This is a genomic window from Actinoallomurus oryzae, from assembly GCF_039541955.1.
Classification (GTDB): domain Bacteria; phylum Actinomycetota; class Actinomycetes; order Streptosporangiales; family Streptosporangiaceae; genus Actinoallomurus; species Actinoallomurus oryzae.
This window is the reverse complement of sequence record NZ_BAABHF010000058.1, coordinates 1-22,374: the sequence shown is the minus strand read 5'-3', so window position 1 is coordinate 22,374 and position 22,374 is coordinate 1. Positions and strand designations below refer to the sequence as shown.

Genomic DNA, 22,374 nt, shown 5'->3' with positions numbered 1-22,374 from the left:
CGTACGCCTCACTCCTCCCGCTTCTCCGGCGCGGTCACTCAGGCCTGGGGCGCCGCGGCGGTGACGGCGTCGCCGGTGCGCTCCTGCCGGGCGAACTGGGTGTGGTACAGCTCGGCGTACAGTCCGCCGCGGTCGAGCAGCTCGTCGTGGCGGCCCCGCTCGACCACCCGGCCGTCGTCGATCACCAGGATCTGGTCGGCCTCGCGGATCGTCGACAGCCGGTGGGCGATGACGATCGACGTACGGCCCGCGAGCGCGGTCTTGAGCGCCCGCTGCACCGCCGCCTCGGACTCGGAGTCCAGGTGCGCGGTCGCCTCGTCCAGCACCACGACCGAGGGCGCCTTGAGCAGCAGCCGGGCGATCGCCAGGCGCTGCTTCTCACCGCCGGACAGCCGGTAGCCCCGGTCGCCGACCACGGTGTCCAGGCCGTCCGGCATCTCCGCGACCAGGTCCCAGATCTGTGCCGCCCGCAGCGCCTCGACCAGTTCCTCATCGGTCGCGTCCGGCCGCGCGTACACGAGGTTGGCGCGGATCGAGTCGTGGAACAGGTGCGCGTCCTGGGTGACGACGCCGATGGCGTCGCGCAGCGAATCGAGCGTGACGTCGCGGACGTCCTGACCGCCGATGCGGACCGCGCCGTCGGTGACGTCGTAGAGCCGGGACACGAGCTGGGTGATGGTCGTCTTGCCGGCGCCCGAGGGGCCGACGAGCGCGGTCAGGCCACCCGGCTCGACACGGAAGTCCACCCCGTGCAGCACCTCACGGCTCGGCGCGGTGTCGGTGTGCGCGATCGACTCCAGCGAGGCCAGCGATACCTCCGACGCCGCCGGGTAGCGGAAGGTCACGTCGTCGAACTCCACGGCCGGGGCGTCTTTGCCGGGAGGTAGGCCGGGGTGGGTTGGTCGGGTGACGCCGGGAGGAAGGTCGGGGTGGGTTGGCCGGGTGACAGACGCGGGCAACGACGTCGCGTCCGGCTTCTCGGCCACCATGGGCGGCAGGTCGAGCACCTCGAAGACCCGGTCGAAGCTGACCAGGGCGGTCATCACGTCGACGTGCACGTTCGACAGCGCGGTGAGTGGGCCGTACATGCGGGTCAGCAGCGTGGCCAGGGCGACGAGGGTGCCGAGCTGGAAGCCGCCGTTCACCACCAGCGACCCGCCGACGCCGTACACCATGGCGGTGGCCAGCGACGCCACGAGCGTCAGCGCGGTGAAGAACACCCGGCCGTACATGCCCGAGACGACGCCGATGTCGCGCACCCGCGCCGCCCGCCCGGCGAACATCGCCGACTCCTCCTCGGGACGGCCGTACAGCTTGGCGAGCATCGCGCCCGCGACGTTGAACCGCTCGGTCATCAGCGAGCCCATCTCGGCGTCGAGCTGCATCTGCTCCCTGCTGATCTTCTGCAGCCGCCGCCCGACCCACTTGGCCGGGAAGATGAAGATCGGCAACAGGACCAGGGCGATGAGCGTGACCTGCCAGGACAGCACGAACATCGTGACCAGCACGAGGATCAGGCTGATCACGTTGGAGACCACCGAGGACAACGTCGTGGTGAGGGCGCGCTGGGCGCCGATGACGTCGCTGTTGAGCCGGCTGACCAGCGAGCCGGTCTGGGCGCGCATGAAGAACGCCACCGGCATGCGCTGGACGTGGTCGAAGACCTGGGTCCGCAGGTCGTAGATGAGCCCTTCACCGATGCGCGCGGAGTACCACCGCTGCGCCAGGCCGATCACGGCGTCGACGAGCGCCAGCACCCCGACGGCGATCGCGAGCCCGGCGACCAGACCGGTGCGGTGCTGCACGATGCCGCGGTCGATGATCGCCTTGAGCAGCAGCGGGTTCGCCACGACGACGACGGCGGCGACCGCGTTCAGTGCCAGGAACAGGGTGAGCTCGCGGATGTACGGGCGCGCGTAGCCGGCGATGCGGCGCACCGTGCCCGCCTTCAGGCGCTCCTTGACCACCGAGTTGTCGCGGCGGAACGACATCATCACCATCCAGCCGTTGTCCGGCATTCCCACGGTGATTCCTCCCGGAGGTTAGGACGTAATCATGTAAGCATGGTCGACAACACGTCGCGCCGACGGCTGATTCCCGTCGACACGACCAGCCTGCGTCACGTTAGCGGGCGCCGTCATCCGCCCCCCAGCCGATCTGGAACCGACCCTGCGACCTAGGTCGTCCGGAGGGGAGTTCAGGGACTGTCGGCGTTCGTCAGCAGGTTGCGGATGGCGCTGCCGGACAGGCGGGTCTTGGACAGGAAGCCGATCGCCGGGCTGGCCGCGATCAGTTCCGCGAAGTCCGTTTCCACGTAGGTGGAGATGAGGATCACGCGGGGCGGTCGGGGAGCCTGCGCGAGCGCGTTCGCGAGGTCGAAGCCGTGTTCGTCGCCGAGCATGATGTCGACGAGCGCGACATCGGGACGGAGCCGCTCGGCCTGCCGGAAGGCATCGGCCGAGCAGGTGGCGACGCCGACGACGGCGATTCCGTCACGCTTGAGCAGATCGCACGCGACTTGGAGGAAGCGCTCGTTGTCGTCGACGATCAGACAACGGACGTCCATACCTGGCTCGCATTCACGGATGCAGGACGACCTTGGTCCAGCCGCTCTTCCGGACGTCGAACTGCTGGTAGCCCTTTGGCGCCTCGTCGAGCGGGAGTTCGTGGGACACCACGAAGGACGGCCTGGCCTTGCCCTCGGCGATCAGGTCGCGCAGGTAGCGGTTGTAGGCCTTGACGTTGCACTGGCCCGTCGCCACCGCCTGGCCCTTGAACCAGAGCTCCCCGAAGTTGAAGACGACCTCCCCGCGCCGGCTGAGGCGGTCCGGCGCGTGCGGGTCCTCGCGCACGAAGACGCCGACGACCGCGATCGTGCCGGTGGGCCGCACCGAGGCGATCAGGTTGTTCAAGGTGATGTTCGGGCGCTCGACGCAGGCGATGTCGTGGGCCTGGAAGCCGACGCACTCGCAGCCGCGGTCGGCGCCCTCGCCACCCGTCAGGTCGAGCACCTGTTCGACCGCTGACGCCTCGCTGTAGTCGATGGGGATCGCCCCGATCTCCTCGGCGAGCCGTAGCCGGTCCGGATGCAGGTCGACCACCATCACGCGGCCGGCGCCCTTGATGATCGCGGAGTAGGCCGCCATGAGCCCGACCGGCCCGGCGCCGTAGACGACCACGGACTCCCCCGGCCGGAGGCCCGCGAGCTCGGTCGCGTGGTAGCCCGTCGGGAAGATGTCCGTGCACATCACGTAGTCGGTCTCCTTCTCGGGCCTCTCCCGCGGGAGCCGGAGGCACATGAAGTCGCCGTACGGGACGCGCAGATACTCCGCCTGACCGCCGTTGTACGGACCCATGCCGGCGAACCCGAAGGCCGCCCCCGCGTAGGGCGGATTCGCCGTCAGGCAGAAGGCCGTCAGCCCACGCTCGCAGTTCTTGCAGTAACCGCAGCTGACGTTGAAGGGCACGCACACCCGGTCCCCCACGCGTACGCGCTCGACGGCCGCGCCGACCTCGATCACCTCGCCGAGGTTCTCGTGCCCCAGCACGCGGCCGGGTTCGATGCTCGTCCGGCCCTCGTACATGTGGAGGTCGGAGCCGCAGATGTTCGTCGTCGTGACCTTGAGCAGCACGTCCGTCGGCGCCTCGATCACCGGATCGGGCACCTGCTCCACCCGGACGTCTTTCGGGCCGTGATAAACCACCGCTTTCATCGAGCCCCCTTTCGCGGACGCCGTTCGCACGCGGACGACCCGCACCCGCTACTCGCCACTATGGCACCGGCGGCTCACAACGCCGCAGGTAGGGGAAGGGATCAGGGAGACTGCTCGCGCCGGTGGCGGAAGAGATCAGGGAGACTGCTCGCGGATGTGCTCGTTCAGGAGGGCGACCTGCTCGCGGCGCTCGGCCGCGGACTGCTCCTCCAGCGTGTTGCCCGGAGCGGCGCGCAGCAGGCGCTTGGTCGCCGCGGCCGTCGAGGGTCGTACGGCCAGGATCGCCGCGACGAGATCGTCCACCGCCTTGCCGAGGTCGGCGACGGGCACCACCAACTCGGCGAGCCCGAGCCGGGCGGCCTCGTCGGCGAACACGGTGCGCGTGGTCAGGCAGAGCTCCATGGCCCGCGGCACGCCGACGATGTCGACGAGCGGCTTGGTGCCGGTCAGGTCGGGCACGATGCCGAGCGCCGGCTCCTTCATCGCGAACTTGACGTCGTCGGCGACGACCCGCAGGTCGCAGGCCAGGGCGAGCTGGAAGCCGCCCCCGATGGCGTGCCCCTGCACCGCCGCGATGGAGACGATGTCGGGCCGGCGCAGCCACAGGTAACCGGCCTGCAGCCCACGGATGAACTCCTCGTCACGCGGAGCGAGGGCGTCCTCCCCCGGGACGCCCTCCGCGGTGAACAGTCGCAGGTCGATGCCGGCCGAGAACGCCGGGCCCTCCCCCCGTACGACGACGACCCGCACGCCGTCCGGGAGCGTGTCTCCGATCCGGGCCAGCGTCCGCCACGTGCTGAACGTCAGCGCGTTACGCCGCTCGGGCCGGGCCAAAGTGATCGTGGCCACGGCTCCGTCGACGGCGAGACGCAGCCCCGCCTGCTGGAATTCGGCATCAGTGATAGGGCCGTCCGCCATGACCGTCCTTTCGTGGTCCGCCTCGGGGGCGGACCGGTCCGCGCCGTCGTGCCCGACCTTAACGGGTCGGGCACGACGAGCGTCAGACGGTGCGGCGCACGGAGCAGAGGGGAGCAGGCGTCAGAGACCGCTGTGAAGCCGTCAGGGCTGCGCGACGGCTTCTCAGGACTTCTTTCCGCGGGTCGCTCCACCCCGACCGCGCAGGTTCACGCCCGACTCGGTGAGGATCCGGTGAATGAAGCCGTACGACCGGCCGGTCGCGGCGGCCAGGGCGCGGATGCTCTCACCGGAGTCGTAGCGTTTCTTCAGCTGCTCTGCCAACTTGTCTCTCTCGGCACCGGTCACGCGGGTGCCCTTCTTTAGGGTCTCGGCCACGAGTACCTCCCGTAGTGATGTGGTGACCGCTGCGTTATCCCCCGCCATGATCAGACATTCACGCGCGATCGGCTACCCACTACGCCAGAAAAGATCTGCTTCCTTGCGTACAGGTTGCGTCGCAGGTCAGGCAAGTGCCACGAGATCGGAAAATTCGTCACTCCAAATATCTTCCACACCATCGGGAAGCAAGATCACTCTTTCCGGTTGGAGCGCCTCCACCGCACCCTCATCATGAGTCACGAGAACGATGGCGCCGGCGTACGAGCGGAGGGCCCCGAGGATCTCCTCCCGGCTCGCCGGATCGAGGTTGTTGGTGGGCTCGTCGAGGAGCAGGACGTTGGCGCTGGAGACCACGAGCGTCGCGAGGGCGAGGCGCGTCTTCTCCCCGCCGGACAGCACGCGCGCGGGCTTGTCGACGTCGTCCCCGGCGAACAGGAACGAGCCCAGGATCTTGCGGACCTCGACCTCCGGCAGGTCGGGTGCTGCCGAGCGCATGTTCTCCAGGACCGTACGGCCGAGGTCGAGCGTCTCGTGCTCCTGGGCGTAGTAGCCGAGCCGCAGGCCGTGCCCGTCGATCCGCTCGCCGGTGTCTGCCTTCTCGACGCCGGCGAGCAGGCGCAGAAGCGTCGTTTTGCCCGCTCCGTTCAGGCCGAGGACCACCACGCGGCTGCCTCGATCAACGGCCAGGTCGACATCCGTGAAGACTTCCAACGAACCGTACGATTTCGACAAAGCTCGCGCCATGAGCGGCGTTTTGCCACACGGAGCGGGTGCGGGGAAGCGAATCCTGGCGACTTTGTCGGCCCGGCGCTCCTCCTCCACGCCCGCGAGCAGGCGCTGCGCCCGCCGCTCCATCTGCTGGGCGGCCTTGGCCTTCGTGGCCTTGGCGCGCATCTTGTCGGCCTGGGACTGCAGGGTGCTCGCCTGGCGCTCGGCGTTGGCGCGCTCGCGCCTGCGGCGCCGCTCGTCGGTCTCCCGCTGGGCGAGGTACTTCTTCCAGCCCACGTTGTAGATGTCGATCACGTTGCGGTTCGCGTCGAGGTGGAAGACCTTGTTGACGACCACGTCGAGCAGGCCGACGTCGTGGCTGATCACGATGAGGCCGCCCTGGTGGCTCTTGAGGAAGTCGCGCAGCCAGCCGATGGAGTCGGCGTCGAGGTGGTTCGTCGGCTCGTCGAGGAGCAGCGTGTCGGCGCCGGAGAACAGAATGCGGGCCAGCTCGACGCGGCGCCGCTGGCCGCCGGACAGGGTGCGCAGCGGCTGGCCGAGCACCCGGTCGGGCAGGTTGAGGCTGGAGGCGATCGAGGCGGCCTCGGCGTCGGCGGCGTAGCCGCCGAGGACGTGCAGCCGCTCCTCCAGCCGGCCGTAGCGGCGGACGGCCTTGTCGCGCTCGGCGCCCTCGGCGGTCGCCATGCGCTCCTCGGCCTCCCGCATCTGCCTGATCACCTCGTCCAGGCCGCGCGCGGACAGGATGCGCTCGCGGGCGAGGACGTCGAGGTCGCCGGTGCGCGGGTCCTGCGGCAGGTAGCCGACCGTGCCCGAACGGGTCACCTGGCCCGACGCGGGCAGCCCCTCACCGGCGAGCACGCGCGTGAGGGTGGTCTTGCCGGCGCCGTTGCGGCCCACGAGGCCGACCCGGTCGCCGGGATTGACGCGGAACGAGGCGCCTTCGAGCAGCAGACGGGCGCCGGCTCGCAGTTCGATGCCTTGGGCAGTGATCACGGTGAGAACGCTCCTGGGGGGCGGGCTGGGCGACTGCGGACGTCGAAAAGGGCGCCGCCGGTGGCCCTGTGCGGCCCGGCCGCGCCCTGGGAGCGCCTGATCAGCTCGCAAGCATGGCGTCAGTCTACGGGAGACGGCGACCGGTCACGAACACCGGCCGGGCCGCGCGGCGCACATCGGCCGTACGAGGCCACCGCGGCCTGCGTCATCCCGGCTTGCGGGGGAATGTTCGAGTCGTGATCCGGGAGCACGTGCTGGCGGGGTACGTCGATGACGCGGGTGGCCGTGAGGCTCTGGCGCTCGCGCGGAGCATCGCGGAGGTGACCGGTGCGCGGCTCACGGTGGCCGCGGTGCACTCGCCGGAGCGCGCGGCCTCGGCGGTCGAGGCGCTGGCGGCGCTCGATCACGCCGCCGCCCTCCTCGGGGAGTTCCCGGCCGACCTCGTGACGCACGAGAGCCGCAGCGCCAGCCGGGGGCTGTCGGTGCTGGCGAGCCGGTCCGGCGCCGACCTCATCGTGATCGGCTCGCCGCCGGGCGGGGCGCACGGGCGGATCAACCTGGGCGGCACCGCCGACCACCTGCTGCACGCCGCGACCCAGACGGTGCTGCTCACGCCCGAGGGGCACACGCCGTCCGGCGGGCCGGAGCGGATCAGCGTGGCGTACGTCCGCCGGCCGCAGTGCGACGAGGCGGTCGCCGTGGCCGCGTCGGCCGCGGCGCGGCTCGGGGTGCCGCTGCGGCTGGTCACGCTGGCGCTCGGCGGCGCGGACGAGAACCCGCTGCGCGACGACCTGGCGCTGGCGATCAGGACGGCCGCCGAGAGTTCCGGCGTGGACCCCGGGCAGGTTCAGGCCGCCGTCGGCGCGGGCGACGACGTGGCCGCGGCCGTGGCGGACCTGGACTGGAGCGAGGGCGACCTGCTGGTCTGCGCCAGCAGCGAGGACGCCCCGGTGCACCGGGTGTTCCTCGGCGAGATCGCGTTCAAGGTGGCGCGAGCGGCGCCGTGCCCGGTGGCGGTCCTGCCCCGGGGGCGCACCTGACACGTGCCGCCGCCCGCCAGGTGAGAGCGACGGCCGGCCGAGTCCGAACCGTGATCCACGTCGCGCAACGGCGGGACGCGCGCGGGCGTCTCAGGGGCATGCGCATCAGGCATCTCGCTCGTCTCGCCCTCGTGCTTGCCGTCGCCGCCGCCGGTCTCGCGCTCATGCGCCCGTCGTGGGCCTGTGGCTGCGGCGCGCTCATCACCTCCACGCGATCCGGGGTCGACGTGGCGGACGAGACGTCCATCGTCCGCTACGACGGCGGGCAGGAGGAGATCGTCATGCGGCTGTCGGTGCGCTCGCAGGCGCGGGACGCCGCGTGGCTGATGCCGACGCCCGCGCGGGCCCGGGTGACGCTCGGTGAGAGCGACTGGTTCGACCAGCTCGACCGGCTGACCGAGCCGGCCGTCGTACGGCACCGGCGGTGGCTGCCGCGCCTCGGCGGCGACAGGACGGTCGGGGCCGCGGCGCCGAGAACGGGTGACGGGGTCGGGGTGCTCGGCCGTCAGCGGCTCGGCCCGTTCGAGGTGACCACGCTGTCCGCCGGCGACTCGCGCGCGCTGGCCTCGTGGCTGACCGCGCACGGCTACCGTCTTCCCGGGCGCCTGGCCGAGGCGCTGAAGCCGTACGTCGCGCGCCACTGGACCTACACCGCGATCAAGCTCGCGCCGCGGCAGGGCCGCCTCACCGGCGCGCTGGACCCGCTGCGCGTGACCTTCGCCGCCGACGCACCGGTCTATCCGATCCGGCTGTCGCGGCTGGCCGCGTCACCGCAGTCGGTGCACCTGTACGTCCTCGCGCCGCACCGCGTCTCGGTCTCGGGGCTCAGCATGCTCACGACGTACGCGGGCCGGGTCACGCCCTCGATGGTCGCCTCACCGGGACTGCGCTCGATGGTCGGTGACGGCGCGTTCCTGACCGAGGTGGTGCGGCACGGCATCCCGCCGGCCGACTTCACCGACGACCTCCGGCTCGGCTACACGGCCGACACCCCGTACCGGGAGGTGGAGAACGTCGACGGCGGTCTCGTCACGTTCCTCGGCGTCCCCGCGTACCTGTGGTTCATCGTCGGCGTCCTTCTCGTCATCGTCGCCGGGGCCGCGGCGGCCGTGGTCTCGGCCCGGCGCGCGGCGCGCGCACGGCGCGGAGCCGCGGCGGCGTCTCCCGGCACGGACGGGACCATCGGCGAGAACCGGCCGGGGAGCCCTCCCGCCGTCCCGCGGCGCTGAGGTGCCGGGTCTTCCCCTTTGCCCTTTACGGAACCCAAATGATGATCACGGTTGGCCGTCCGGCCGGTTTGGGGTTCCCGGCCAGGTGGGAGGACTCAGGGCATGTGGATCGCTCCCGAACGACGGCGCGCGCACCGCTGGATCGCGCCGTTCCTCGCCGTGGCCGCGGGTGTGGCGGTCGGGGCAACCGTGGCGCTGCGCGGGCAGACCGAGACCGGGCTGGTGGCCGCCGCCGTCCTGCTGGCGTACGCCCTGCTCCTCGGGGCGAGGGGCGGCGAGTCGTCCAGTGGATCACACGACACGTTCGGCGCGGCCGGCGGCCGGAGCGGCGGCCACACGCGTGCCGCGGCGGCGACCTGCGACGTGCTGGTGGCGGTGATCGTGGCGGCGCTCATCGTGCAGGCGCTGCGCGGCGCGGAGATCTGGGTGCTGGCGGGCCTGGCGGCCATCGCCTGCATCACCTACCTCATCGCCATCCTCAGCATCAGCTGGTACTGACGTCCTGCCGGTCTCACGGTCACCGGCTCCCGGCCTCCGGCAAGTGATCGGGACGTCGGCGGCGGGCACCCGAATTATCGGTGAACAGTCCGCCAACACCGACAAATCACCCATAAAGTCACGCAGAATCACCACGTGACCGGGCGAAGCGGGGGAGACAGAAGGCACGGCATCGTGACCGCGGGGCCGGCGTGGGAGGGCCCGTGACCGAGTACGCCTCCTATCCGGGCGGCCCGCAGGGCACTTTCGCGCGACGCGACGACGGCGGCCGGGCCGCGCCGCCGCCACACGTCGCCCTCCTTCCCGTCGTCGACCTGGAGACCGGCGCCGTCGTCGCGGTGAGCGCGCCCGCCGGCCGGGTCACCGACGGCGAGTCCGACGTCGACCGGGCGATCCTCGCGGCCCGCGCCACGGCTCGGCGCGAGACCCTCCTGCCGCTCCACGTGGCCCTGCGCGCCTCCACACTCGCCGACGACCGCGGCATGGACCGCCTGCACCGGACGTTCATGAGCGTCGGGCGCCGGCCGGGCGGCATGGTCATCTCGGTGAGCGGCCTGTTCGGCGGCATGCCCCCGCAGGAGGCCGCCGCGCGGCTCGGCCGGCTCCGGGCCACGGGTTATCTGATCGCGATCGAGCACGCGGCCGACCTGCCGGTGCGTTTCGTCGCCGAGGTCGCGCCGTCCGTACTCACGCTCGACCCGGAACTGACCCGGCGCGCGCCGGCGGACCCCTGGCGCGCGGCCCTGGTCGACGCCCTGGTCTCGCTGGGCCGGCGCACGGGCGGTCACGTGCTCGCCCCCGGCGTCGTCGACGACGAACAGCTCGTCAGGCTGCGCGGGCTCGGGGTCCGGCTGGCCCAGGGGCCGCTGCTCGCCGCACCGGACTGGCGGCCGGGCATGCCCGTCGCGGTGCGGCCGGGACCGCGCGAGACCGACCGGCTCGGCCCGCGGGTGACGGAGTTCATGCTGCCCGCGGCCGTCATGCCCGACACCGTGACCGCGGACGAGGTCTTCTCCGCCTTCAACGCCGAGCCCACGACGACCAGCGTGGTCCTGGTGGATCCGGCGCAGCGGCCGCGGTACACCATCGACCGGACGCGGTTCCTGCTCAAACTCGCCGGGGCGTACGGCCATGCCCTGCACGCGCACAAGGCCGCCGCGCGCCTGGCCGATCCGCCCCGGCCGGTGCCGCGCACCGTACCGGCGGTCGCCGCGCTGCGCGCCGCCGGCGACGACGCCTCGCGGGTGTACGACGACCTCGTGGTCGTGGACGAGGTCGGCCGCTGCCTGGGCATCGCCCGGGTCGGCGACCTCATCCGCAGCCTCGCGGATTTGTACATCTAGCTTTATAAGTCTTAGTTTACGAATTGTGGTGGATGAGGCAGGCGAGGAGCGCACGGCCTCCGATCTCCGTGTGGCGCTCGGCCGGATCGTACGGCGGCTGCGGCAGGCGCACGAGCCCGGTGAGCTGACGCTGTCGGAGGTGTCGGCGCTGTCGCGCCTCGACCGGGACGGCCCCGCGACGCCCGGCGCGCTGGCCGGCGGCGAACGCGTACGGCCGCAGGCGATGGGGACCACGCTGGCGGCGCTCGAACAGCGCGGCCTCGTGGCGCGGATGCCCGACCCGGACGACGGGCGCCGCGTGTCGATGTCGATCACCGAAGAGGGCCGCCAGATCCTGCTCGACCGGCGTTCGGCGAGCGTGCGCCGCCTGAGCCGGGCGCTCACGGACGGGTTCAGCCCCGAGGAGCGACACCGCCTGATCGAGGTCATCCCGCTGCTCGAACGGCTGGCGGACAGCCTGTGACGCACGGCGACCGGTACAAGTGGACGGCCCTGTCCAACACCACGCTCGGCGTGCTCATGGCCTCGGTGGACGGCTCCATCGTGATCATCTCGATGCCGGCGATCTTCCGGGGCATCGGGCTGGACCCGCTCTCCCCCTCCAACATCGGCTACCTGCTGTGGATGATCCTCGGGTACCTGCTCGTCGCGGCCGTGCTCGTGGTGGCGCTCGGGCGGCTCGGCGACATGTTCGGCCGCGTCCGGCTCTACAACCTCGGCTTCATGGTCTTCGCGGTGGCCTCGCTGGCGCTGTCGGTCGACCCCTTCCACGGCGGGTCGGGGGCGCTGTGGCTGATCGGGTGGCGCGTCGTCCAGGGCATCGGCGGGGCGATGCTGACGGCCAACTCCGCGGCCATCCTCACCGACGCGTTCCCGCTCGAACAGCGCGGCATGGCGCTCGGCATCAACCAGATCACCGCGCTGGCCGGGCAGTTCCTCGGCCTGCTGGCCGGCGGGTTGCTCGCCGAGGTCGACTGGCGCGCGGTGTTCTGGGTCAGCGTGCCGATCGGCGTCTTCGGCACCATCTGGTCCTACCACAGCCTGCGCGAGGTCGGCTCGCCGAGCGCGGCACGCATCGACTGGCTCGGCAACCTCACCTTCGTGAGCGGCGCGCTGGTCCTGCTCGCCTCGATCACGTACGGGATCCAGCCGTACCGCGGTCACGCCACCGGCTGGACCAACCCCTGGGTGCTCGGCGGGATGGGCGGCGGCGTGCTCCTCCTGGCGGCGTTCTGCGCCGTGGAGACGCGCGTCGCCGAGCCGATGCTGCGCCTGGGGCTGTTCCGGATCCGGGCGTTCGCGGCCGGCAACCTCGCGGCGCTGCTCACCGCGGTCGCGCGGGGCGGCATGCAGTTCATGCTGATCATCTGGCTGCAGGGGATCTGGCTGCCGCTGCACGGCTATGACTACGAGCGCACGCCGCTGTGGGCGGGCATCTACATGCTTCCGCTGACCGCCGGTTTCCTCGTGGCGGGCCCGGTCTCGGGCTACCTGTCGGACCGGTTCGGCGCCCGGCTGTTCTCCACCGGCGGCCTCGCGGTGGTCTGCGCGGCCTTCGTCGGGCTGCTGTCCCTGCCGGTCGACTTCCCGTACTGGGCGTTCGCGGCCCTGCTGTTCGCCAGCGGCGTGGGGCAGGGCATGTTCTCGGCGCCGAACACCTCGGCCATCATGAGCAGCGTTCCGCCCGGCCAGCGCGGCGTGGCCTCCGGAATGCGGTCGACGTTCCAGAACTCCGGGACCGCGCTGTCGATCGGGGTGTTCTTCTCCCTGATGATCGCGGGCCTGGCGAGCTCGCTGCCGCACACGCTGTCGGCCGGGCTGCAGGCCCAGTCGGTGCCCGCGGCCGACGCCACACGCGTGGCCACACTGCCGCCGGTCAGTACGCTGTTCGCTGCGTTCTTGGGCAACAACCCGATCGGTCACCTGCTCGGGTCGAACGGCCTGCTGGACACGCTCCCGGCCGGCGACCGGGCGACGCTCACCGGCAAGACGTTCTTTCCCGAACTGGTCTCCGGGCCGTTCCACCACGGCCTGGTGCTCGTGTTCACCGCCGCCGCCGTCATGGCGGCCATCGCCGCGCTGGGTTCCGCCCTGCGCGGCACCCGATATGTCCACATTGAGGAGAAAGCATGAGCGACGCGCTCAGGGCCGAGACCGTCACCATCAAGGGGCACGACGACGACGAGATCGAGGCGTACCTCGCCCGGCCGCTGGGCGACGAGCCACGGGGCGGCGTCGTCGTCATCCACCACATGCCCGGCTACGACGCGGCGACCAAGGAGATGGTGCGCAGGTTCGCCGCGCACGGCTACGCCGCGCTGTGCCCGAACCTGTACTCACGTGAGGCGCCGGGGGCGGACCCGGACGACGCCGCGGCGACCGTGCGCGCGGCCGGCGGCGTGCCGGACGAGCGGCTCGTCGGCGACGTCGACGGCGCCGCGCGGTACCTCAACTCCCTGGAGGGCGCGAACGGCAAGATCGGGGTCATCGGCCACTGCTCCGGCGGCCGGCAGACCTTCCTGTCCGCGTGCTCGCTCCAGATCGACGCCGCGGTGGACTGCTACGGCGCGTTCGTCGTGGGCGACCCGCCGGCCGGCATGCCTCCGACCATGAAGCCGATCCTGGGCCTGGCGCCGCAGCTGTCCTGCCCGCTGCTCGGCCTGTTCGGCGCCGAGGACAAGTTCCCCTCCCCCGCGGAGACCGCGAAGCTGTCCGAGGAGCTGGACCGGCTCGGCAAGGAGCACGAGTTCCACACCTACGAGAACGCCGGGCACGCGTTCTTCGCGGTCGACCGCCCGTCGTACCGGGTCGAGGCCGCCGTGGACGGCTGGGGCAAGATCTTCGACTTCTTCGGCCGCTACCTCTGAGGCGGAACCCATGTGCACCTACCAGACCCACAAGATCAAGATCAGCGGCAGCGGTAAGGCCAAGATGGGCTGGATCAGCCTCAAAGAGGCCGCCGTCTACGTCGACCACCCCGTCCACCTGCAACAGGACCACTCGGTCAACATCGACTTCGCCGACCCGGCGCGGGGACCGTCCGCCCGGGTCGCGGTGGAGCTGACCGAGGAGGCGGCTCTCGCGCTCGCCGACGCGATCCACGAGGCGATCGCCGCCGCCCCGCCCGGCCTCGCCGCCGCGGGCACCCGTCCCTGAGGGACCGTCCGGGGCCCCGCTCGCGGAGTGGTGGAGCGGGGCCCCGGACGTCTCTGACCCGGCGCTGGCCCGCGCGTTGCCGTAATCGCACCCGGACGGGGGTATCCACCCGGCGTCGTACGCCGGCTCGCGCACCCGTCCGCCGCTCCGCCGGCAGAGGGGAAGTGAGTGCGGGGGAGCGCCGGATGCGAATCGCGGGACGCACGCGAGGCGCGCCGTCCGGCCGCGCCTGCCTCACCGTGCTGCTCCTGGCGATCATGCTCGGCGGCCTGGCCGGCTTCATCGTGGGCGCCGGGCCGGCGAACCGCGACTCGGCGGCGGTGCTCCTCGCGGCGAACCGGCTCGAACGGCTGATGGCCGATCTGGAGCAGAGCCAGCTGAGGTACCTCGCCACCGGGAACACGCGCTCGCTGCGCCCGTGGCAGGCCGCCCGCGCCGCCCTCCCCCGGCAGGCCGCGGCGCTGCAACGGCTCGCCGCCGAGAACGGCTCGGAGCAGGACCGGCGGGCGCGGGAGATCGTCCGTGCCGCGACGGCCTACCTCCGCGAGCACGCGGAACCCCTCATGACCATGGCGCGGCGTGACCGCCACAGCGCCCGGACCCTTGTCACGCACGCGGAGGGGCGGCGGCGCATCGAGACGATCCGGCGGAAGTTCGACCACTTCGCCGACGTCCAGCAGCGGCTGGTCCGGGCGCGGGAGCGGGACGCCGTGCCGGCCGTACGCCGCATGACCGCGACCGCCGCCGGCGTCTCGGGCTGCCTCCTGCTCGTCTTCCTGGCCTCCGGCCTCGTCAGGCGACGCCGGCCCGGCACGCGCGTGGGCCTCGAATGGCTGGACCTGGACCGGCTTCGCCGGACCTCCGGCGAGCGCGAGGGGCTGCGGCGGCTCGCCGCGCTCGCGGCCGGAAAGGCGCCGCCGGAGGAGATCGCCGCCGAGACCGCCCGTCAGATGGGGCGGGTCCTGCGTGCCGAACACACGATGATCTGCCGGTACGAACCCGACGGCACGGTGCGGGTGACCGGGCACTGGAGCGCGCCCGGCGCGCCCCCGGTCATGCCCCCGGCGGAGGGCCGCTGGCCCGTGGAGGACGACCACGTCACCGCCGCGGTCCGGCGGACCGGTCGCCCGGCGCGCCTGCACGGTGACCGGGCGGCGGCCGGCGCCCTCGGCGACTGGCTGGCGGCGAACGAGATCCGCCGGTTCGCCGGCTGCCCGATCCTGACCGGCGAGCGGCTCTGGGGCATGGCCGCCGTGCTCTCCCGCTCGCCCCTGCGCCGGACGGCGCGGGCGGAGCAGACCATGCGGCAGTTCGCCGCGCTGGCCGGCGTCGGGCTGGAGAACGCCGCGCACCGCGCGGAGCTGGCCGCCTCCCGGGTGCGTCTGATCGAGGCCGCCGACGCGGCCCGCCGCCGGATCGAACGCCACCTGCACGAGAGCACCCAGCAACGGCTGGTCGCCGTCGGCCTGGAGTTGAGCGCCGTTGAGAGGACCGTGCCGCCGGGAATGGAGGAGCTGAGGGAGCAGGTGTCCACCGCGGCGCGCGATCTGAGGGAGGTCATCGAGGGCCTGCAGGACGTCGCGCGGCAGTTGCATCCGGCGTTCCTGCTCAGGCGGGGCCTGGAGCCGTCGTTGCGCGCGCTCGCCCGGCGCACGCCCCTGCCCGTGGACCTGGAGGCGCACGGCCGGCAGCCACCGTCGTGGAACAGCGCGATGACCGTGTACTACGTGGTGGCGGAGGCGCTGACCAACGCGGTGCTGCACGCGCACGCCTCCGTCGTGCGGGTCCGGCTCGATCTGGAGGACGAGGTACGGCTGCGGATCGACGACGACGGCGTCGGCGGAGCCCATCCGTATCCGGGCTCGGCCCTCGCCCACCTGCGCGACCGCGCCGAGGCGCTGGGCGGCGAGTTCACGATCGACAGCCCGGCCGGCGGCGGGACGTCGGTGCGCGTGACCATCCCCGCCGACTCGCCTCCGGCCGGTCCCGCGTCCGCCTGACGGACCGGCCGGCCGCCTGCCGCACCGCGAGGGCTCCGGACGCCGACGGCCGCAAACGGCCGGGAATGTCGTGATTTCGTTGCATTCGCAGCGATGCGCACCGAGCGCGTCGCGCGGGATGATGACACGGTGCGGAACCCACCCGAGGAACACTCCCTTGCGGTGTGGATATGGCCGCGGGCGCTGCCGCTCCGGGAGATCTTCGGGGCCGCGTGGGACGATCCGGAGATCCGCGCGCGCTTCCTCACCCTCGTCGGCCAGTGGCACACGCGACACCCCGCGCCCCGGCCCGATCCGGGTCCGGGCGGCGGACCGCGGCCGGGCCAGTGGATGTGGCACCCGCCCGCACACAGCATCTACGACTCCCACACGTACGAGGAGACCGGCGACGACTGGCTGGAGATCGCGGTCCGGATGGAGAACGCCGACTACTTCCCCGGCCACTGCCGTATCGAGGCATCGCTGACGGTCGCCTGCCGCTGCGACAGCCCCCACGACCGGCACACGATCGTGGAGACCCGGTGGCGCTCCGGCACCCCGGCGGCCGCGCTGGACGCGCTCACCACGGTGCTGCGCGACACCGACCAGTGGCTCGCCGGCTCTCGTCGCCCCGACTGGTGGCGACGCCGGTCCGGTCTCGCCTAGCACGCGTCTCGCGCCCGCCTGTCCCGCCGCCCGCGACGCCGGGACGCGCCCCGGAGACGGTGGTCCGGCCGTGGCCGGACCACCCGTCGTCCCCCTCCTATCCGGGCTGGAGCGTGTAGGTGAGGAAGTTGCCGGGCAGGCGCTCGTCCGCGGCGCCCTCGGTGACCGCGCGGACGAGCAGCTCGCCGCCCACGAAAGCCCCGTGCCACGAGGCGCCCAGCCCGCCGAACAGCTCGTCGCGGTCGCCGCGCGAACGCGGCTCGCCGATGCCGACCTTGAAGGCGCGGACCTCGCCGGCGATGCGCCGCGCCGTCGCCTCGTCGTCGCAGGAGAGGCTCGCGACGAGCGCGCCGTTGGAGGCGTTCATCGCGGCCAGCAGCTCCGCCTCGGTGTCGACCAGCACGATCGTGTCGACCGGGCCGAACGGCTCGGCGTGGTGCAGCGGCGAGGAGGGCGGCGGCCCCAGGATCGTCACCGGTGCGAAGTAGGCCGAGGTGTCCTGGCCCGGCAGGAACCGGCCGTCCGCCACCGAACCGCGGTGGAGCGGCACCCCGCCGCGCGCGATCGCCTCGTCGACCTGGCCGGCCAGCTCCTTGGCCTTGGCGTCGTTGATGAGCGGCCCGAAGTCCAGCTCGGGCAGCGGGTCGCCCGGATCCTCCACGGCCAGCGGATGGCCGAAGCGCACCTGGCCGACGGCCGGCAGGTACGCCGCGAGGAACCGGTCGAACAGGGAGCGCTGCACCACGAACCGCGGGTACGCCGTGCAGCGCTGCTTGGCGTAGTCGAACGTCTTACGGATCTGCCCGGCCAGCCGCGGCCAGTCGGAGTACTCCCACACGCCCCAGCAGTTGAGCCCCTCCTGTTCGAGGACGTGACGCTTGCCTAGGTCGGCGACGGCCGCGGCCACGTGCGCGCCGGTGTCGCGACCGCCGACGAAGGAGACGCAGCCGATCTCCGGCGCGCGGACCAGGGCCGCCGACAGCTCACGGCCGGCCCCGCTGACGAGGGTGACCGGCAATCCCTCCCCCGCCGCCAGGGCGCACGCGAGGGTGAGGCAGGCGAGGCCGCCGTCGGTGGGCGTCTTGGCGATCGCGGCGTTGCCCGACAGCACCTGCACGAGCATGGCGTGCATGAGCACGCTCATCGGGTAGTTCCAGCTCGCGATGTTGCTGACCGGCCCCGCGAGCGGGCGGCGGCCGGCGATCATCCGGTCGATCTCCCCGACGTACCAGCGGACGCCGTCGATGGCGCGGTCGACGTCGGCGGTGGCGAGCCGCCACGGCTTGCCGATCTCCCACACCAGGAGCAGCGCGAGCAGGTCGCGGTGCGCGGCCAGTGCGTCGAGGGTCGCGCCGACCCGGGCCCGGCGCTCCGCGAGCGGCGTGTGCCGCCACTCCCGGTGCCGGTCGAGCGCGGCCCGTACGGCGGCCGTGGCGCCCGCGGCCGGCAGCAGCGGCGGCCCGGCGATGGGCGTGCCGTCCACCGGCGACGTGGCGGGCCCCGGATCGCCGTCACGGCGCCACCGGCGGCCCCAGTGGTTACGAACCCGGTCGTCGTCGAACGCCTCGGGGGCGGCCGCCTGGCAGCGCCCGTACGCGTCGGCCCACCGCGTACCCGGCTTGATGCTCAGCGTCATCCTGTCCTCCGCATACTGTATGCGATCACTGGCCGACAAAAAACGCCGGTTCGGGGACGGGCTCGTACTCCGTGATCGCGTCCAGCGACGCGCCCATCGCCGCGTTCGCCTCGCGTTCGACCATGACCTCCACGAGCACCGGCAGGCGGGCGCGTTCGCTCTCCTCGGTCGCCCACGCCAGCGCCCCGCGGATGTCGTCCGGGCGCTCGACCCGCCGTGCCGGGCAGCCGAACGCGTCCATGAGCTTGACGTGGTCGACGCCGCCCTCGCCGTAGTGGAGGTCGACGGCGTAGTTCATGTCGTACGGGAGCTCCGCCTGACGGATCAGCCCGAGGTACTCGTTGTTGATCATGACGACGACGAAGGGAATCCGGTACTGCGCCGCGACCGCGATCTCCTCCATCAGGAACTGGAAGGAGTAGTCGCCCGCGACGGCCACGACCGTGCGGTCCGGGTGCGCGCACTTGACGCCCATCGCGGCCGGCACCTCCCAGCCGAGCGGCCCGGCCTGCCCGCACACGAGGTAGCGGCGCGGCAGGTACGTGCGCTGGAACTGGCCCGACCAGATCTGGTACAGCCCGATCGCGGTGACGAACGTGGTGTCCGGGCCGAAGAAGTCGTTGATCTCCCGGAAGACGCGCGGCGGCTTGATCGGGACGTCGTCGAAGTCGTCGCGCCGGGGCAGGGCGGCGCGCAGCTCGGCGACCCGGCCCGCCCACTCCCCCGGCTGCCGGGCGCCACCCGCCGCGCGCGCGTGGTCCAGCAGCGCCGCGAGCGCGGGCCGGGCGTGCGCGACGACGCCGAGGTCCGGCTCGAACACCTTGCCGATCTGCGTCGGCTCGATGTCGACGTGGATGAACCGACGGCCGCGCCGGTACGTCTCCAGGTCGCCGGTGTGCCGGTCGCCGAACCGCGCCCCGACCGCCAGCACCGTGTCCGACTCCAGGAACGCCGCGTTGCCCCACCGGGTCTGGGTCTGGATGCCGGCCATCCCGGCGAACAGCGGATGGTCCTCGGGGAAGGCGCCCTTGCCCATCAGCGTGACCTGCACCGGGATCTGGAGGTACTCGGCCAGCGCCCGCAGCTCGGCGTCCGCCCCGGCGACGACGACGCCGCCGCCGGCGAGGATGAGCGGCCGCTCGGCGCCCAGGAGCATCTCCACCGCCGCGCGCACCGGCTCGGGCCGTGGCGCGGGGGCCTCGACCGGCAGCGGGCCGTCGAGGGCCGGGTCGTACCGGCATTCACCGCGCTGGACGTCGAGGGGCAGGTCGATCAGGACGGGCCCCGGGCGGCCCGAGCGCGCCACGCGGAACGCCTCCCGGAACACCCACGGCGCCTGGGCCGGCTCCTTGAGCTGCACCGCCCACTTGCACACCGGCCGCGCGACCTCGACGATGTCGACCGCCTGGAACGCCTCCTGGTGCAGCTTGGCCCGCGGCGCCTGGCCGGTGACGCAGACGATCGGCACCGAGTCGGCGAGCGCGGTGTACAGGCCGGTGATCATGTTGGTACCCGCCGGGCCGGACGTGCCGACGCAGACGCCCACGTTGCCGGTGACGCGGGCCCACCCGTCGGCGGCGTGCGTGCCGCCCTCCTCGTGCCGCACGGTGACGTGGCGGATCCGGCTGGTGCGCAGGGCCGCGTAGAACGGCAGGATCGCCGCTCCCGGGATGCCGAAGACCGTGTCGACGCCCTCGGACTCCAGGACGCGGACGGCCGCCTCCATACAGGGGATTCTGTTCACGCCCGGTCCTTCCCGGAGATGTTCTCGACCACCTTGAGCAGGGCCGAGTGGTCGAGTGAGCCGTGGCCCTGGGAGCGGGCGGCGGCGATGAGCTGGGCGACCAGCCCGGTCATCGGCAGGGCCACGTCCGCCTCGCGGGCGGCCGCGAGGGCGATGCCCATGTCCTTGTGGTGCAGGTCGATGCGGAAGCCGGGGGTGAACTCCCGGTTCACCATCGACGCGCGTTTGAGGTCGAGGACGCGGCTGCCCGCCAGCCCGCCGGCGAGCACGTCCAGGCCGGTCCGGCCGTCGACGCCGGAGGCCTCCAGCAGCACGAGCGCCTCGGCGACCAGCGCGTACACTCCGCCGACCACGAGCTGGTTGGCGGCCTTGACGGTCTGGCCCGCGCCCGCGGGCCCGACGTGGGCGACGGTGGTGCCGAGCACCTCGAACAGGGGCGCCGCGGCGGCGAAGTCCGCCTTCTCTCCGCCCACCATGATGGACAGCCGTCCCTCGACGGCTCCCGGCTCGCCGCCGCTGACCGGCGCGTCCAGCACCCGTACGCCGGCGGCGGCGCCCGCCCGCGCGAGCCGGCGGGCCGTCTCCGGCCGCACCGTGCTCATGTCGATGTAGAGCGTGCCCCGCCGGGCCTGCCGCAGGACGCCGTCCGGGCCGAGCGCGACGGCCTCGACGTCCGGCGAGTCGGGGAGCATGGTGATGACGACGTCCGCGCCGGCCACGGCGTCGGCCAGGTCGGCCGCGCCGCGTCCGCCCGCCGCCACCAGCCGCTCGACGCGCTCGGCGCCCAGGTCGTGGCCGACGACGGAGTGACCGGCCCGCGCCAGGTTGGCCGCCATCGGGCCGCCCATGACGCCGAGTCCGATGAAACCGATGTTCTTCACGCGTTCTCCTTGGTGGGGAGCCATCCGAAGCTGTCCGCGCTCGGCCCGGCGGGCCGGTACTCCAGCCCGACGAAGCCCGCATAGCCGGACGCGTCGAGCGCGGCGAACACGTCGCCGAACGGCAGGTCCCCCGTGCCGGGCCGGCCGCGCCCCGGCACGTCCGCGATCTGGACGTGCCCGAAGTAGGCGGCGTGGCGTTCGATGACGGCGATCGGGTCCTCGCCCATCCGGGCGAGGTGGTAGAGGTCGGCCAGGAACGCGACGTTCCCGGTGCCCGCCTGCTCGCGGACGCGGTCGATCACCGACAGTGCGGCGTCCGTGGAGGTCAGCGGATAGCCGGGGTTCTCAGATGAGTTCAGCGCCTCGACGACGACGGTGGCGTCGCATCGCCGGGCCGCCTCCGCCGCCAGGCCGAGGTTGGTGGCGGCCAGGTCGTCCTGCGCGTGCGGGTCCAGGCCGGGGACGCGGTTGCCGTACAGGGCGTTGAGCACCCGGCAGCCGGTCGCCTCGGCGATCCCGACGGCCACGTCGATGTTCGCGCGGAACCGGGCGGAGCCGTCCGGGCGGGACAGCAGGCCGCGTTCGCCGGCGGCCATGTCACCGGCGTCGAAGTTCAGCCCGGCGAGGTGGACGCCCGCGTCGCCGAGGGCGCGGAGCAGGGCGTCGACCTCGCGGTCGGCGGGTTCGGGGCCGGGGAACGGCCACCACAGCTCGACCGCGCCGAACCCGGCGGCCCGTGCCGCCGCCGGCCGTTCGAGCAGCGGTAGTTCGGTGAACAGGATGGACAGGTTGACGTCGAAACGCATGTCGCTCCTCGCGAGGCTCGCGGTCGCCACGGACGCCCGGCGAAAGCGGCGGATCTCCTCCGCCGCGACGGACGCCGCGGTGACCGGCTCGTGGGGTCCGGCGGTGGTCAGCTGGTCGCGCCGGCCGAGGCGAGGCACTCGCGCATGAGGCGGGCGGTTTCGCTGGGGGTCTTACCGACCCGGACACCGACCTTCTCCAGCGCTTCCTTCTTGGCCTCGGCGGTGCCGGACGAACCCGACACGATCGCACCGGCGTGACCCATGGTCTTGCCCTCCGGCGCGGTGAACCCGGCGACATACCCGACCACCGGCTTGGTCACGTTCGCCTCGATGTAAGCCGCCGCGCGCTCCTCGGCGTCCCCGCCGATCTCCCCGATCATCACGATCGCATCGGTCTCCGGATCGGCCTGGAACGCCTCCAGCGCATCGATGTGGGTGGTGCCGATCACCGGGTCACCACCGATCCCGATACAGGTGGAGAACCCGATGTCCCGCAGCTCGTACATCATCTGATACGTCAAAGTCCCCGACTTCGACACCAGCCCGATCCGGCCCGGCGTGGTGATGTCCGCCGGAATGATCCCCGCGTTGGACTTGCCCGGCGAAGCCACACCCGGGCAGTTCGGGCCGATGATCCGGGTCTTGTTGCCCTTGGCCACCGCATG

At 72.6% G+C, this 22,374-nt stretch carries 20 protein-coding genes and 1 pseudogene; 10 read left to right on the top strand and 11 right to left on the bottom strand.

The features are described 5' to 3' along the window. Positions 1-38: 38 nt before the first annotated feature. The 6 genes from ABEA10_RS44735 to ABEA10_RS44710 all read right to left on the bottom strand — a co-directional run bounded on the left by ABEA10_RS44735 (position 39) and on the right by ABEA10_RS44710 (position 6,731). Entirely contained in the window at positions 39-2,018 is a 1,980-nt protein-coding gene (locus tag ABEA10_RS44735; RefSeq protein WP_345474913.1) for an ABC transporter ATP-binding protein, read from the bottom strand. Positions 2,019-2,197: 179 nt separating this feature from the next. After that, a complete protein-coding gene (locus tag ABEA10_RS44730) occupies positions 2,198-2,566 on the bottom strand; it encodes a response regulator (RefSeq protein ID WP_345474771.1) in 369 nt (122 codons plus the stop codon). Between the two features lie 13 nt (positions 2,567-2,579). Continuing rightward, positions 2,580-3,713, bottom strand: a complete 1,134-nt coding sequence (locus ABEA10_RS44725) for a glutathione-independent formaldehyde dehydrogenase (protein WP_345474769.1) — start codon at positions 3,711-3,713, stop codon at positions 2,580-2,582. Between the two features lie 135 nt (positions 3,714-3,848). Then, positions 3,849-4,631 (bottom strand): enoyl-CoA hydratase/isomerase family protein, encoded by a 783-nt coding sequence (locus ABEA10_RS44720; protein WP_345474767.1) that lies wholly within the window; start codon positions 4,629-4,631, stop codon positions 3,849-3,851. A gap of 162 nt (positions 4,632-4,793) precedes the next feature. Next, complete coding sequence (locus ABEA10_RS44715; protein WP_141961196.1) at positions 4,794-5,006, bottom strand: helix-turn-helix domain-containing protein; 213 nt, start codon at positions 5,004-5,006, stop codon at positions 4,794-4,796. 126 nt (positions 5,007-5,132) lie between these two features. After that, complete coding sequence (locus ABEA10_RS44710; RefSeq protein WP_345474765.1) at positions 5,133-6,731, bottom strand: ABC-F family ATP-binding cassette domain-containing protein; 1,599 nt, start codon at positions 6,729-6,731, stop codon at positions 5,133-5,135. A 236-nt stretch (positions 6,732-6,967) separates the two neighbouring features. On the opposite strand from ABEA10_RS44710, the gene ABEA10_RS44705 reads away from it, so the two are divergent. The 10 genes from ABEA10_RS44705 to ABEA10_RS44660 all read left to right on the top strand — a co-directional run bounded on the left by ABEA10_RS44705 (position 6,968) and on the right by ABEA10_RS44660 (position 16,642). Next, entirely contained in the window at positions 6,968-7,771 is an 804-nt protein-coding gene (locus tag ABEA10_RS44705) for a universal stress protein (protein WP_345474763.1), read from the top strand. 98 nt (positions 7,772-7,869) lie between these two features. Then, positions 7,870-9,000, top strand: a complete 1,131-nt coding sequence (locus ABEA10_RS44700; RefSeq protein ID WP_345474761.1) for a DUF2330 domain-containing protein — start codon at positions 7,870-7,872, stop codon at positions 8,998-9,000. A 102-nt stretch (positions 9,001-9,102) separates the two neighbouring features. Further along, positions 9,103-9,498: an ABC transporter permease gene (locus tag ABEA10_RS44695; RefSeq protein WP_329234312.1), complete on the top strand. Its 396-nt coding sequence runs from the start codon at positions 9,103-9,105 to the stop codon at positions 9,496-9,498. 203 nt (positions 9,499-9,701) lie between these two features. Further along, a complete protein-coding gene (locus ABEA10_RS44690; RefSeq protein ID WP_345474758.1) occupies positions 9,702-10,841 on the top strand; it encodes an EAL domain-containing protein in 1,140 nt (379 codons plus the stop codon). 25 nt (positions 10,842-10,866) lie between these two features. Beyond that, complete coding sequence (locus ABEA10_RS44685) at positions 10,867-11,304, top strand: MarR family winged helix-turn-helix transcriptional regulator (protein WP_329234306.1); 438 nt, start codon at positions 10,867-10,869, stop codon at positions 11,302-11,304. Continuing rightward, entirely contained in the window at positions 11,301-12,974 is a 1,674-nt protein-coding gene (locus ABEA10_RS44680; RefSeq protein ID WP_345474757.1) for an MFS transporter, read from the top strand. The genes ABEA10_RS44685 and ABEA10_RS44680 overlap by 4 nt, the downstream gene beginning before the upstream one ends. Next, positions 12,971-13,708: a dienelactone hydrolase family protein gene (locus tag ABEA10_RS44675; RefSeq protein WP_345474756.1), complete on the top strand. Its 738-nt coding sequence runs from the start codon at positions 12,971-12,973 to the stop codon at positions 13,706-13,708. The genes ABEA10_RS44680 and ABEA10_RS44675 overlap by 4 nt, the downstream gene beginning before the upstream one ends. Positions 13,709-13,718: 10 nt before the next feature. Next, positions 13,719-13,997: a DUF6295 family protein gene (locus ABEA10_RS44670; protein WP_329234297.1), complete on the top strand. Its 279-nt coding sequence runs from the start codon at positions 13,719-13,721 to the stop codon at positions 13,995-13,997. A gap of 185 nt (positions 13,998-14,182) precedes the next feature. Further along, positions 14,183-15,997, top strand: a complete 1,815-nt coding sequence (locus tag ABEA10_RS44665; RefSeq protein ID WP_345474753.1) for a CHASE3 domain-containing protein — start codon at positions 14,183-14,185, stop codon at positions 15,995-15,997. 93 nt (positions 15,998-16,090) lie between these two features. After that, the gene (locus ABEA10_RS44660; protein ID WP_345474751.1) at positions 16,091-16,642 is read left to right on the top strand and encodes a hypothetical protein; all 552 of its coding nucleotides are present in this window, start codon (positions 16,091-16,093) and stop codon (positions 16,640-16,642) included. A gap of 97 nt (positions 16,643-16,739) precedes the next feature. On the opposite strand, the gene ABEA10_RS44655 is transcribed toward ABEA10_RS44660, so the two are convergent. The 5 genes and pseudogenes from ABEA10_RS44655 to ABEA10_RS44635 form a co-directional block, all read right to left on the bottom strand. Further along, complete coding sequence (locus ABEA10_RS44655; RefSeq protein WP_345474749.1) at positions 16,740-18,278, bottom strand: aldehyde dehydrogenase family protein; 1,539 nt, start codon at positions 18,276-18,278, stop codon at positions 16,740-16,742. A gap of 25 nt (positions 18,279-18,303) precedes the next feature. Continuing rightward, positions 18,304-20,004, bottom strand: coding sequence for a glyoxylate carboligase (gene gcl, locus ABEA10_RS44650; protein ID WP_425551042.1), 1,701 nt, complete (start codon positions 20,002-20,004; stop codon positions 18,304-18,306). A 14-nt stretch (positions 20,005-20,018) separates the two neighbouring features. Then, a complete protein-coding gene (locus ABEA10_RS44645; RefSeq protein ID WP_425551041.1) occupies positions 20,019-20,903 on the bottom strand; it encodes a 2-hydroxy-3-oxopropionate reductase in 885 nt (294 codons plus the stop codon). Continuing rightward, the gene (locus ABEA10_RS44640; RefSeq protein ID WP_345474912.1) at positions 20,900-21,709 is read right to left on the bottom strand and encodes a hydroxypyruvate isomerase family protein; all 810 of its coding nucleotides are present in this window, start codon (positions 21,707-21,709) and stop codon (positions 20,900-20,902) included. Before ABEA10_RS44640 ends, ABEA10_RS44645 begins: the two co-directional genes overlap by 4 nt. Before the next feature lie 107 nt (positions 21,710-21,816). Continuing rightward, a pseudogene (locus ABEA10_RS44635) lies at positions 21,817-22,374 on the bottom strand (succinate--CoA ligase subunit alpha); the annotation flags it as partial.